General features: G+C 62.1%; 10 protein-coding genes. 6 read left to right on the top strand and 4 right to left on the bottom strand.

Going from position 1 to position 12334, the window contains the following annotated elements:
* Positions 1 to 50: 50 nt before the first annotated feature.
* Positions 51 to 5651, bottom strand: coding sequence for a putative Ig domain-containing protein (locus tag VGM61_RS11945; protein ID WP_331523043.1), 5601 nt, complete (start codon positions 5649 to 5651; stop codon positions 51 to 53).
* Positions 5652 to 5945: 294 nt separating this feature from the next.
* On the opposite strand from VGM61_RS11945, the gene VGM61_RS11950 reads away from it, so the two are divergent.
* From VGM61_RS11950 to VGM61_RS11965, 4 genes are all read left to right on the top strand, one after another.
* Complete coding sequence (locus VGM61_RS11950; protein ID WP_331523044.1) at positions 5946 to 6473, top strand: phage tail protein; 528 nt, start codon at positions 5946 to 5948, stop codon at positions 6471 to 6473.
* A gap of 16 nt (positions 6474 to 6489) precedes the next feature.
* Entirely contained in the window at positions 6490 to 7020 is a 531-nt protein-coding gene (locus VGM61_RS11955) for a phage tail protein (RefSeq protein ID WP_331523045.1), read from the top strand.
* A gap of 37 nt (positions 7021 to 7057) precedes the next feature.
* Positions 7058 to 7591, top strand: a complete 534-nt coding sequence (locus VGM61_RS11960) for a phage tail protein (protein ID WP_331523046.1) — start codon at positions 7058 to 7060, stop codon at positions 7589 to 7591.
* A gap of 74 nt (positions 7592 to 7665) precedes the next feature.
* Positions 7666 to 8130, top strand: a complete 465-nt coding sequence (locus VGM61_RS11965; RefSeq protein ID WP_331523047.1) for a GNAT family N-acetyltransferase — start codon at positions 7666 to 7668, stop codon at positions 8128 to 8130.
* Positions 8131 to 8141: 11 nt separating this feature from the next.
* Here the strand turns inward: VGM61_RS11965 and VGM61_RS11970 are convergent, their stop codons facing one another.
* From VGM61_RS11970 to VGM61_RS11980, 3 genes are all read right to left on the bottom strand, one after another.
* On the bottom strand, positions 8142 to 8435 hold the full coding sequence (locus tag VGM61_RS11970; RefSeq protein WP_331523048.1) for a DUF6916 family protein: 294 nt from the start codon (positions 8433 to 8435) through the stop codon (positions 8142 to 8144).
* Between the two features lie 47 nt (positions 8436 to 8482).
* A complete protein-coding gene (locus tag VGM61_RS11975) occupies positions 8483 to 9337 on the bottom strand; it encodes a helix-turn-helix transcriptional regulator (protein WP_331523049.1) in 855 nt (284 codons plus the stop codon).
* A gap of 176 nt (positions 9338 to 9513) precedes the next feature.
* A complete protein-coding gene (locus tag VGM61_RS11980; RefSeq protein ID WP_331523050.1) occupies positions 9514 to 10353 on the bottom strand; it encodes an AraC family transcriptional regulator in 840 nt (279 codons plus the stop codon).
* A gap of 226 nt (positions 10354 to 10579) precedes the next feature.
* Between VGM61_RS11980 and VGM61_RS11985 the strand changes: the two genes are divergently transcribed.
* Together VGM61_RS11985 and VGM61_RS11990 are read left to right on the top strand one after the other, a co-directional pair.
* Positions 10580 to 11302, top strand: coding sequence for a hypothetical protein (locus tag VGM61_RS11985; protein ID WP_331523051.1), 723 nt, complete (start codon positions 10580 to 10582; stop codon positions 11300 to 11302).
* Positions 11303 to 11444: 142 nt separating this feature from the next.
* On the top strand, positions 11445 to 12329 hold the full coding sequence (locus VGM61_RS11990; protein ID WP_331523052.1) for an MBL fold metallo-hydrolase: 885 nt from the start codon (positions 11445 to 11447) through the stop codon (positions 12327 to 12329).
* Positions 12330 to 12334 lie beyond the last annotated feature (5 nt).

A 12334-nucleotide genomic window follows, 5' to 3' on the forward strand; every position in this document is an offset into this window, starting at 1 on the left:
CAACTCGCGCTCGCCCGGACCAACTACCGGACGAGCGCTTTCACCAACCCTTACGGGCCGAACTTCTTCTCCACACCCAGCAGGATCGACTGGTTGTCCCGGCTCGTGTTGTCCAGGTAGTTCTGGTATTCGAAACGCAGCATCCAGCCATGCAGGGTCTGCAATGCCACACCCGCACCCAGCATGGTGTGGTTGCGTGACTGGCTTTGCAGGGTGGCCTGGTAGGTCGGGCCGTTCAAGAGATCCGCATAGCGCATGGAAGCCTGGCTGGAGCCTTGCAGGTCGTGCCCGAACTCGGCACGAAGCTGCGGTGCCCAGGTGCCGTAGTCGCGCTTGGCCGACCACTGCGCCAGCACGCCCACGGTGGCCGTGGAGGTGTTCACGTCCTGGCCCTGGTATTTCAGCGAGTAGATGGCATCGCCCGTTTCGGTGTAGCCCTCCAGGTTCGCCCGGGCAATATCCAGGCGTCCATAGGGCGTGAGCATCATGCCCTGGGCACTGTGCTGGTAACCCGTCGAGAACGAAGCGAACCACTGCTTGCCATCGCGGCTGCCATGCACCGTGTTGCCGTTGTCGGTGACATATCGGCGGGCGTCGAACGACAGCCACTGGTAGCCGACCAGGGCATCGGCGTAGAACGCTTCGGCCGGGCGGTAGCTTCCATACAGCGCCACGTTGTAGCTATCGACCGTGCTGCGGCTGGTGTGCTGGCCGATGTCCGATACATCGTGGCCATAACCCAGGCCCGCACCCAGCGCCAGCTTCTCCGTCACCTGCTTGTCGGCGCCCATGCTCAGGCCCGAGGTGGTGAAGTCGATGCCGTCGTCGCTGCTACCGGGCAGCATCTTGCCAAAGTTCACCGCGCCGCCGGTCCACACCGACAAGCCACCCGGTGAGCCATTGCTGGCGCTGTTGCCTGCGCCCTGATTCGGCGCAGCGTCCGAACGCGGGCCAGCGGGCGCCACGAACAAGCCGTTTCCTTCGTCGTCGCCGGCGTACGGCCCGCTGATCCTGCGATCACCCGGCATGCTGCTACCGAACATGCCGTTGCCGGACACGCTGCTGCCAGGCATGCCGCTGCGAGGCATGCCATTGGCGGACAGGCTGCTGGCCGAACTAAAGGTCACGCCGTTGCTGAAACCACCCAGGCTACCGCTGTGCAGGGCCTCCAGGCGGCGCTGGAAATTGTTGATCTGGCCCAGCGCCATGCGACGGGCGGAATCGGCCTGGGCATCGAGTACGCCAAGCACTTCGGCGTTCTTCGACGGGTCGCTGCGCAAGGTCACGTTGATGCTCACGGTGCCCGGATCCGATGTGGCATAGGCGTTGGTCAAGGTGTAGCTGACCTGCGCCATGCCGCCGAAGGCCGGTGCCGCGGTGAATGACAGCTTGTAACCGCCGCTGGCCGCCTGCACCGTGGCCGTACCCGCATTGGCCGGGGAGACCGACACCACCTTCGCATCGGAGAACGGCCCGCCGTGCGCCGTGGCGGTCAGGTCCACCAGCACCGTGGTGCCGGCCACCGTCGTAGCGGTAAGGTTCGGCGCCACCGGGCGGGCATTGACCGTGATCGTCGCGTGCGCCGGCTGCGATGCACCGAAGGCGTTGCTAAGCGTGAAGTCGAAGCCGAACGTACCCGACGCATTCGGATCGGCGGTGTAGACGATGTCCGTACCCTGCATTACCGCCGTGCCAGAGGAAGGTGTATTGACCAGGGTGACCGCGGTAAACGGACCGTTGGTCGCACCCTTTGCGGCCTGGATGGTGACCGCCTTGCCGGCCAGCACGGTCGCACTCTGCGCCGCCGCCGTGGGCACCGAGCCGGGCACCACGGTAATCGTTACCGTGGCCACGCTCGACGTACCACCCGGGCCGGTCGCGGTGTATTTCAGTGAGTCGCTACCGAAGTAGTCGTGCGCCGGGGTGTAGACGATAGTCAGCCCATTGACGGTGGCTGTTCCATGCGCCGGCTGCTGGGTAATCGCCAGGCTGGTGATGGGGCCGGTGTCGCCGTTGGTAACTGGGATGCTCTGTGAACCGTTTGCGTTCACCGTCGCGGTGCTGTTGACCACGATTGGCGCTGGCTGGCCGATGGCCGCGCTGTAGGCCTGGACAACCTGGAAGTTGTGCGAGTCGGTGGACGCTACGCTGAAGTTGAAGTTACCGGTCGCCGTCGGCGTGCCGGTCAGCGTCCCGGTCGAACTCAACGAGAGCCCGCCAGGTAGCGCGCCGGATGTCACCGCGTACGAGTACGGCCCGACGCCACCGCTGGTGGACAATACCTGCGAATACGCATGGCCAACGGTGCCGCCCGGCACGGTGGCCGGGGTGATGGTCATGGACGGCCCATTGACCGTCAGCTGGAACGCCTGGTCCGCAGTCTGCGTGGCCTGGTCGGTCACGCGCACGGTGATGTTGAACGGAGTACCACCGGCCAGCGGCGTACCCTGGATAACACCGTTCGAGAAAGTCAGCCCAGTCGGCAGGCTGCCGCCCGTCATCGTGAACACGTACGGTGCCGCACCACCCGTAGCGGTGATGGTGTAGCTGTAGGGCACCTCACCCGTGGCCGAGGGCAACGTCGCCCCGCTCGAGAAACTCACCGCACCACCGGGCACCGCAATGGTGAAAGACTGCGTCACGGTCGATGCGGCAAGCCATGCAGCGTCGCCGCTCTGGTCGGCATTGATGCTGCACTGGCCCGGCGCCTTGGTCGTCAGGACGCCCTGCCCGGTGACCGTACAGATGTTCGGGGTAGTGGACGTGAAGCTCACCTGCAGGCCGGACGTCGCGCTGGCGTTCAACTGCGGCGATGTGGCGAAGTTCACCGAGATCGGATTGGTAAAGCTGATCGTCTGCGGCTCCTGCGGTGTAACCGGATTCGACTCACCCGACGTGCCGCTGGGACCGGCCGAGTTGTTCGCCGTCACCGTGAACCTGTACAGCGTTCCGTTGGTCAAGTTGGTGATCGTGATCGGTGAGGTTGTACCGGTGGCAGTGAGGCTGTCAGGAATGGAGGTCACGGTATAGCCGGTGATCGTCGCACCACCGACATTGCCCGGCGGGGTAAACGAAACAGACGCTTGCCTGTTGCCCGCGGTTGCGGGGCCGATGGTCGGCGCGCCCGGCACGACGGCGTTCACCTGGAATTGCTGCGTGACCGTGGCAGCAGCCAGATAGGTTCCGTTGCCTGTCTGGTCTGCATTGATGATGCAGATGCCCGACGACAAGAAGGTCAGTGTGCCGCCGGCAACGGTGCAAACGAGCGGCGTGGCCGAGGTGAAAGCTACCTGCAGGCCCGAGCTGGACGACGCAGTCAGCGTCGGCGTCGTACCGAAGTTCTGCGAGGGGGGGGTGGCGAAGGTAATCGTCTGCGTGCCTTTCGGCGTCACCGGGGTGGACGGATCCGAATCCGGACCGGGACCTGCCGAGTTGCTGGCCACCACAGTGAAGGTGTACATCGTGCCGTCAAGCAGTCCAGCCACTACCACCGGACTGGCGGTGCCGGTACCGGTTTTGTTACCGGGACTGGAGGTCACGGTATAGCCCGTGATCGGTGCGCCACCGGTGTTCGTCGGAGCGTCAAAGCTTACCGTGGCCTGTTCCTGGCCCGCCGTCGCACTGGCGTTGGTTGGCGCGCCGGGCGCGATCGCCGCCACGTGCATGCTGTAGGCCCGGCTACCGGTAAACGAGTCGGAGTCGGTGGCTTGCACGGTAAAGTTGAAATCGCCCGCCACCGACGGTGTACCCGACAGCGTGCCATTGGCGGCCAGCGTCATGTTGGTGGGAGGGGCACCGGCACTTACGTTGAACGTGTACGACCCCGCGCCGCCGGAAGCGGACAACGTCTGGCTGTAAGCCGTGCCCACGGTTGCATTGGGGAGGCTTGCCGGCGATAGCGTGATCGTCGGCCCGGCGATGGTCAGCGTGTAAGCCTGCGTGGTGTGATAAGGCGCGCCAGGTCCCGTGGTCGAGTCGTTCGCCTGCACGGTGATGGGGAAGCTGCCCGCCTGCGTCGGCGTGCCACTGAGCACGCCACCGGAGGATAGCGTGATGCCGTTCGGCAATGCGCCTGTCTCGGTGTAGCTGTATGCAGCCGTGCCACCCGATGTCGTGATCGTCTGGCTGTACGGCGCATTGAACGTGCCGGCCGGAAGGGTGGTCGGCGCAATCGTGAGGCTCGGCGCACTGATGGTCAGGGTGACATTGGCCGGTGCCGAAGTGAACGGGCCGGTGCCCGTTGAACTGTCGGTTGCACGAACCGGGATGACGAAAGTACCCACGGCCGTGGGTGTGCCGGTGATCGTCCCATTGGAGGCCATGGCCAAGCCCGGCGGCAGACTTGTCGTCGGCGCATAGGTATTGGGCGACTTGCCACCGCTCACGCCGGTCGCAACGCTTTCGTTATAAGCCACGCCCGCGGCGCGAGAGGGCGGCGAAGTCGGCGTATAGGTAATCGTCGGCGGGCTCACCGTGATGGTCACGGTCGCCGGCGACGATGTGCCCGCGCCATTGGTTGCCGTATAGGTAAAGCTGTCCGGGCCGGCATAGCCTGACGTGGGCGTATAGGTGATCGAGGTACCGGTGGCAATGGCCGTGCCATGCGCGGCCTGCGTACCCACCGCTACCGATGTTGCAGTGGCGCCGGTGATGTTAAGGGTGACCGGATTGGCTGAGCTGCCATAGGCAACCGTCGCGCTCACCGGGCCGGCTGTCGGCGGGGTGTTCGTCACCTGGATCGAAAGATTGTTCAAGGTGAAATACGGACCGCCGGGACCTGGGCTGCTATCGGTCGCGCGGATGGTGAAGTTGGTGGTGCCCACGACCGTTGGCGTGCCGCTGATAACGCCGCCGATCAGCGACAGGCCAGCCGGCAAGGTGCCGGACTCCAGCGTATACGTGATCGGCCCCGTACCATCCGACGTCGACAGCGTGCGGCTGTATGGCGAGTTTACGGTGGCGTTCGGCAGACTGGGTATCGTCAGGCTGGGATTGGGAACGATGACCGGATAGCTCTTCGTCCCCGTCACGCTGGCGCTATCGGTCGCCGTAATGGAGAAGCTGTATGAACCGGCCTGGTTGGGAGTGCCGCTGATGATGTTGCCACTCAACGTCAGGCCGCCTGGCAACGTGCCTGTCACGGTGAAGGTATAGGGAGCCGCGCCGCCCGATGCGCTCAACGCTTGGGAGTAGGCGATACCCACGCGCGGCGTCACGATCGATGCGGGAAACACCGCAATCGGCGAGGTAGCAGGGCCGATGTTGACGGTGACGTGGTGAGTTACGTTGTCGGCATCAGGAAAGTCAAAACTGTCCGTCGTTGCACCGTTGCCATTGTTTGTATACGTCAACTTGGCATGGACAGCATCCGCTGTCACATGACCGTTTGGCGTAGCGGTGTCGAGCGGATTGATGCCGATCCCGATAGGATCGCAAGCACTTGCGTCAATGACGATGCTGCCGCCCGATGCCATCGGCGATGTCGAAGGAACGGTATTGGCGTCGGGGACAGTACGATCCGGGCAGCTGGCAGCCTGGGCCACATGGGGTAGCAGCAGGAATAATGAAAGTATCAGCGCCCAGGCGCGCGGCGAGCGCAGAAACGACATGGCGCGCGCAAGGATGCGCGACGGCGACGGGTGGTAATGCATGATCCCTGTTTCCCCTATATGCACGAATTCGGCAAAAGAGAGAGGCGCTGCTTGGCGCGCGCTGCTGTCTACCGGATTCGAACTGTCACGGCTTCCCTAAGCCGTCCCCTTTTCCTGCCGCATTTCCTTGGCCGGCAGTGTTGCCAATCATCCGTCCCGGCGATACTACGCCGGATTTTTGGAGTGGTGTATTGTGACGCGCCGCACAGATAGCTTGTCAAGCTACCGTTGCTAAGTCAGAGTATTTAACACGCTGCGGACCGAGAACGGCCGCGCGTCCACCAGGGGGAATTTATGGCACAGGCTTTTCTTGGGCAGATCATGCTCACGCCGTACAACTTCGCGCCAAAAAACTTTGCGCAATGCAACGGCCAGACCATGTCGATCAGCCAGAACCAGGCGCTGTTTTCGCTATTGGGTGTTACGTACGGAGGAAACGGCAGCACCACCTTCATGCTACCGAACCTGCAATCGCGGACGCCGATAGGCATGGGAACAGCTCCCTCGGGGTCGATGTATCCCATCGGCCAGGTCGCGGGCACCGAGAACGTTTCGCTGATCAACTCGCAGGTTCCACCGCATATGCACGTAGCCGCCTACAGCACGGCAAGCGCCGCGGCACGCAGTCCCGCCAATGGCCTGTACGGCAACACGGGAAGCACCAGCATTTACGCCAATGCGGGCGGGGCACCCCAACAGGTGCTGCTGAATCAAGCCACGGTGAGCCAGGGCGGCGGGAACCAGCCTCATCCGAACCTGCAGCCCTACCTGGCGCTGAATTTCTGCATCGCGCTGAACGGCATTTTCCCTTCGCGCAACTGACCCTGGAGATCGCTCAATGACAACCCCTTATCTTGGCGAAATCCGGTTGATGCCCTATACCTACGCGCCAAATGGCTGGAACGATTGTGACGGCAGCCTGCTATCGATTGCCGAATACGATTCCTTGTACTCTCTGATCGGCACCGCCTTCGGCGGTGATGGTGTACAGACCTTCGCCCTGCCCGATATGCGCGGGCGCCTGCCTATCCACAATGGCACCGGCAATGGGTTAAGCACCTATGTGCTCGGCCAGAGAGCCGGTAATGAGTCCGTCACGCTGACACCTCAGCAATTAGCCGGGCATACTCATGCGATGTCGGCCACTACCGCCGGGGCCAGCACGGGTGTTCCAAGCGGCAGCGTGGAGCTCGGCTCGATCAGCGGCGATGCGCTTTATACAAACAGCATCACCGGCCTGACTGCCATAAACATTGCCAACACCATGGTCAGCTTCGCCGGTGGCAACCAGCCTCATGAAAACCGCATGCCCACGCTGACGATGCGGTTCTGCATTGCCCTGTATGGCGTTTACCCTTCCCAGTCCTAAATCATCCAGGCATCGCAACCATTCAGGGGAATGCATCATGACCGATTCTTTTACCGGCGAAATCCAGCTCTACGGCTTCAATTTCGCGCCAAGCGGTTGGGCGTTGTGTGCCGGCCAGATCATGCCGATATCCCAGAACACGGCACTTTTTTCATTGCTTGGCACCAACTATGGCGGCAATGGCACCAGCAACTACGGTCTACCCAACCTGCAGGGTCAGGCCGCCTGCATGGCCGGGCAAGGTCCCGGCTTGCAATTTTACGACGTGGGCGAAACGTTTGGTCAGGAAAACGTGGCCCTGGTATCCACCGAGATACCGCAGCACAACCATACGGTGAACGTCTACAACCAGCCCACGGCCGCCAATCGATCAGGCACGCCAAGCCCGGGAGATGCGCTGGTGATCCCGGCCAACTTCGGCCCCTTCACCACCGCCAATACCGCCGGCGGCAGCTTCTCACCACAGATGCTCGGGCCAAATGTCGGTGGTCAGCCGCATACCAATCAACAGCCGTATCTGGCACTCAACTTTTGCATTTGCCTGGCCGGCACATTCCCGCAACGGCCCTGAATATGCAAATACCGGCGTTCCCGCCCGGGCGGGAACTACCGTTTCGGACAACGGCCCCACTCGACGAGCACGAGTTGGGGCTGCGTTGCGCGGACACTGCCGATCTTCCCTTCCTGCGACGGCTGTATGCGGCATCGCGCGCTCCGGAGTTTGCCGGCATACCCTGGCCTGGGGAAACCAGGCAAGTCTTCTTCGATAGCCAGTTCGACATGCAGCACCGTCACTATGTGACGTGCTATGCATCGGCGGATTTCCTGATCGTGCTTCGTCGCGGCGCTCCGATCGGGCGGCTGTACCTGCATCAATCAGGGCGGGAGCTATGCATTGTGGACATCCTGCTTGAGCAGGCGTTTCAAGGTCGCGGGATTGGTTCGGCATTGCTGCATTGGGCGCAGGCCAGCGCGCGTGAGCGCAAGCTGGCGGCCCTTACGTTGCACGTTGAACTACGCAATGAAGCTGCAAGGCGCCTCTACGAGCGGCACGGATTCGTTGCCGGCGACGTCGATGGCGCTCATCTACGGATGACCTGGCAGCCCTGACGAGGGATCGGCTAGTTGAACAAAGCCTGGTAAATGAATCCATCCTTGTCGCGAGCGATGGGTACCAGGAAAATACCGAATTCGCCCATCGCATTATTGCTCATGGTGTAGATCCGCTGCGGAAACACCACCGCCGCCTCGTGGCGGAACAACAGCGAAAACGGCGAGCGCACCAGGCCCTGGACCGGATGGTGCTGGATAGGCCTGGCCTCGACCAGGACGAACGGCGAGCGGACGTTCTCGATCTCGACCATGAAGGTCTCGTTGAGATGGGCCGCGAATTGGTCCAAACGAAGCAACTGCATGAAATTCCCCCTGTAGCTGACGAGCATGCCCAAGCCCGGGCGCGCTTTCAAGCCTCGGTGTCGCCGTTCACCGCAAGGTCCGCGCACACGGCGGCGGTGAAATCATCGGCTGGAAACGTGCAGTCGATCCGTATCTCATCGAGGGTCACATCGTAAGGAGCTGCGAAGGTAGTGAATGTTTCAAAGAAGCGCAGCTCACCCATATCGCTGTGGAAGGTAAAGGTGACGATGGGCGAAGGTTCATCGCCCAGTTCGCGGTCCCGCCAGCGCGCCGGCACGTCGGGGTAGGCAAAAATCTCATCGAGCAACTGGTGCGTCCGGCGATCGGTCGGGTTGGCGGTGAGATCGTCGTGCAGGTGCCGGATGAAGCGGGCGGCTACTTCATGCCAGTTGACGATCACCGGCCGGAAGTCGTCGGGGTCGAAAATCTGGTGCAGGAGATTGTTGTGCCGCAGCGCGCGGCCTTTCATCAGGACCTGGTTGAGCCTGATGGCTGCCTTGTTCGTGGCCAGCACATCCCAATGCCGGCTCACCACGAAAGCCGGATAGGGCTCCTGGTGCGCCAGGATCAGGTCCACCGCCTGGCGAACGCGGTCAAGGGCGGGGGCGGTCAACGAGCGTTCCGGGTGCATGGCTGAAAAACCTGCCGCACGCAGCAGCGCGTTGCGCTCCCTGAGCGGCATCCCCAGCGCGTCGGCCAGGCGCGATACCGTGTCACGGCTGGCGCGCGCTTTGCCGGTTTCGACACAGCTCAAGTGCCGGGTAGATATGCCCGTTTCCAGCGCCAGGTCGAGCTGGCTCAGGCGTCGCGCCGCGCGCCACTCGCGCAGCAACGCGCCGATCGGCGGATGGGAGGCAGTGGCCTGGGGCGTGGCGATGACGAATCCTTCGAGCGATGCCATCCAAGCATAACCTCAGGATATTCCCGGCTGCAAAAAGCACCACCCCCGCCATCCATGCTGAACCCCGCACCGGTGTCGTTCCGGCCCCGAGGTTCATTCGCCCGGTGGCGTGTTGTGAATCTGGGTGAAGATAACCTGCCACTGGCCGCCGCGTTTGGCCCATACATCGACGAAATTCAATCGAGCCGGCTCCGCAACTGCTTCAGCGTCACCTGCCGTAGCTCCTCCCGCAACTGCCGCGGCGAACGTCCAAGCGTCTGGCGGAATGCGTCGGTCATGTGGCTATGGCTGTTGAAACCGACATCACAGGCAAGCGACGCCAGGTCATCTTCCCCTTCGGCCAGGCGGTCCAGGGCATTGCCAAGGCGATGCTGTACACGGAACTGGCGTAGCGATTGCCCGGTGTGTTGACGGAAGATGCGGCATAAGTGAAACGGTGAGCAGCCCGCAATCCCTGCCAGCGCTTGGACGCTAATATTCTCCCCGGCATGACCGATGATCGCCTCTTCCGCCCTGGCCACTTGCCGCGCCGCAAGCGGCTGGTATCGTCGCCGCGGCTGCCCGTTCGCCTGTATCAGCCGATCAAACAGGTCGTAAAGCACATCTTCCCCGTCCGTTGCCGAGGCGTCGCCGCGGCGTAAACCCAGCATCAGTTCGACGTGGGACACCTGAAAATCCATGTCGTGCGAAAAAACGCAGGCGGCGGACGGTACCCGCTCCAGATCGAGCATGTCCAGAGCTTCCTCATCGAGCAGTACATCGGTACAGCAATCGCATCCCTGGCGGTCAGGATGGCTCACGCGATATTCGACAAACCTGCGAATCAGTACCGCCTGCCCCGGCCGCGCGACATAAGTCTGGGAGCCAACGTGCATGGCAAAGGAACCGCGACGGGTAAAAAGGATGCGCGTGGGCTCGTTGCCCTGCGTATAGCCGCAATCGACGCGCGGATGCCTGCAGACATGGCTGACCACGTCGAAATGCGCTGAATGCAGCACGTTCTGCATGATCGACATCGGCACCGCTCCGTCACGAGCCAAGCCTGCCCCGGGTACCGATCATACGCCGCATCTACGCCAGAGGGCGCCCCAAAGCAGGCCTAAACCACAATCGAGCACGTTTCTGGAAGCGTGCAACGACGTCGTGCAGCACGCTTGCCGCGCGTGTCCAAATGGGCCGTGCCCGCACCAACGCCATGGCCCGCGCGTTCGTTCTTCGCCCCTATTTGCAAGGAGGACTCCCATGAACAAACTCATGTGTGCCGTGCTGGCCGCCTGCTCCGTGATTGCCGCAGCCCAGGCCGCGGAACCTGACCCGTTCAACTTCGGTCGCGACTTCAATTTCATGCTTTATCCAAAGGACTCCCGCCCGTTTGACAAGAGCATCTACGGCTGGGGCGATGCGTCGGTGCAATGGATCTATGCGCAGCCATTTGACCGAAACCCGTTCTTCGATCCTACCGGCGCCAATTGCGGCGTAGCCCAGCAAGGCCCCGTATGGTTTCTCGCGCCGATCGCATCGATGGCTGCGGGCAGCTTTACCCGCGCCTGCACCATCCCGCGCGGCAAGGCGATCCTGCTGATCGCCCAGTTTGTCAGCGACACCTATCCCTGTCCTGATCCGAACTTTACCCCGCCGGCGGGCATGTCGCTGTACGACTTCCTGGTGGCCGACTCCGAGACCTATCTGATGACGAAGAAGCTCGACATCACACTTGATGGTCGTCCGGTTCGTAACGCGCTCGATTATCACTATGTGTCGGAGAATGTTTTCTCACTGAAAGGCGATCCAAGCCTGCAGGCACCCTTCGATCCATGCATCAACGCCACATGGCAACCGGTGGTGGCGAATGGTTGGTATTTCATGTTCCGTCCGCTCTCGCCGGGCATGCATACCATCGTGCGCAAGACCACCAGCACGATGGGAACGACCAATACCTTTACCTATTACCTGACGATCAAGTGACTTAACCCTGCCGTGGGAGGCCCCCGGTCGACCATCGGGGCTCCTCGGACGTGCAGGCTTGCCCGATATGCCAACCTGGTGAGATTGACTTATAAGGTAGACGTAATAGATTGGATTTTCCCAAGTACAACATTGACTTGTCATGCCCTTGCGCGACACGAACCACCCATCCGTCGAAGTGTTCTTCCACAAGGATACGGCCACCTTCACCTACGTCGTCCACCACGCGCATTCGGCGGTGGTGATCGACCCGGTGCTCGACTACGATGCCGCCGCAGCGCGAACCAGCACGACATCCGCCGATCAGGTAGCTGCATTCGTTCGCGATCGGCAACTGAACGTGGCATGGATTTTGGAAACGCATGCCCATGCCGACCATTTAAGCGCCGGATACTACCTGCGTGACGTGCTCGGCGCCCAACTGGCGATTGGCCGGAAGATCGTCGCCGTGCAATCTCACTTCAAGACATTGTTCGACCTGGGCGACGATTTCATGCCCGATGGAACGCAGTTCGACCGACTGCTCGGCGAAGGCGATGAATTGGTCGCCGGCCAGTTGAGCGTCCGCGTGATGGCGACGCCCGGTCATACCGAGGATGGCCTTACCTATCTGATCGGTGATATGGCTTTTATCGGCGACACGCTCTTTGCCCCGGACATCGGCACCGCACGGTGTGATTTTCCAGGAGGCGATGCGGCGCTGCTGTACCGTTCGATACAGAAGATCCTGTCGTTGCCCGCGGATACGCGCATCTTTCTCTGTCACGATTATCCACCACAAAGCCGTACCCAGACGCCGGAAACGAGCATCGCGGCACAACGGGAAAGCAATGTGCACGTTGGCCGTGGCATCGCCGAGGAAACCTTCGTTGACATGCGATGTGCGCGTGACTCGAACCTGGCCGTTCCCAGGCTGATTCTTCCGGCGCTGCAGGTGAATATACGAGGTGGCCGCCTGCCAGCGCCCGATAAGAACGGTGTTGCATTTCTCAGGCTTCCGTTGAACCAGATCGGGCCAAAAGCCTGACGGCG

The organism is Pinirhizobacter sp., from assembly GCF_036499745.1.
GTDB lineage: Bacteria > Pseudomonadota > Gammaproteobacteria > Xanthomonadales > Rhodanobacteraceae > Pinirhizobacter.

Bases quoted from the DNA above. Each gene is read 5' to 3' on its own strand.
- VGM61_RS11945 (WP_331523043.1), bottom strand. From the start codon at position 5,651: ATGCATTACCACCCGTCGCCGTCGCGCATCCTTGCGCGCGCCATGTCG.
- VGM61_RS11950 (WP_331523044.1), top strand. From the start codon at position 5,946: ATGGCACAGGCTTTTCTTGGGCAGATCATGCTCACGCCGTACAACTTC.
- VGM61_RS11955 (WP_331523045.1), top strand. From the start codon at position 6,490: ATGACAACCCCTTATCTTGGCGAAATCCGGTTGATGCCCTATACCTAC.
- VGM61_RS11960 (WP_331523046.1), top strand. From the start codon at position 7,058: ATGACCGATTCTTTTACCGGCGAAATCCAGCTCTACGGCTTCAATTTC.
- VGM61_RS11970 (WP_331523048.1), bottom strand. From the start codon at position 8,435: ATGCAGTTGCTTCGTTTGGACCAATTCGCGGCCCATCTCAACGAGACC.
- VGM61_RS11975 (WP_331523049.1), bottom strand. From the start codon at position 9,337: ATGGCATCGCTCGAAGGATTCGTCATCGCCACGCCCCAGGCCACTGCC.
- VGM61_RS11980 (WP_331523050.1), bottom strand. From the start codon at position 10,353: ATGTCGATCATGCAGAACGTGCTGCATTCAGCGCATTTCGACGTGGTC.
- VGM61_RS11985 (WP_331523051.1), top strand. From the start codon at position 10,580: ATGAACAAACTCATGTGTGCCGTGCTGGCCGCCTGCTCCGTGATTGCC.
- VGM61_RS11990 (WP_331523052.1), top strand. From the start codon at position 11,445: ATGCCCTTGCGCGACACGAACCACCCATCCGTCGAAGTGTTCTTCCAC.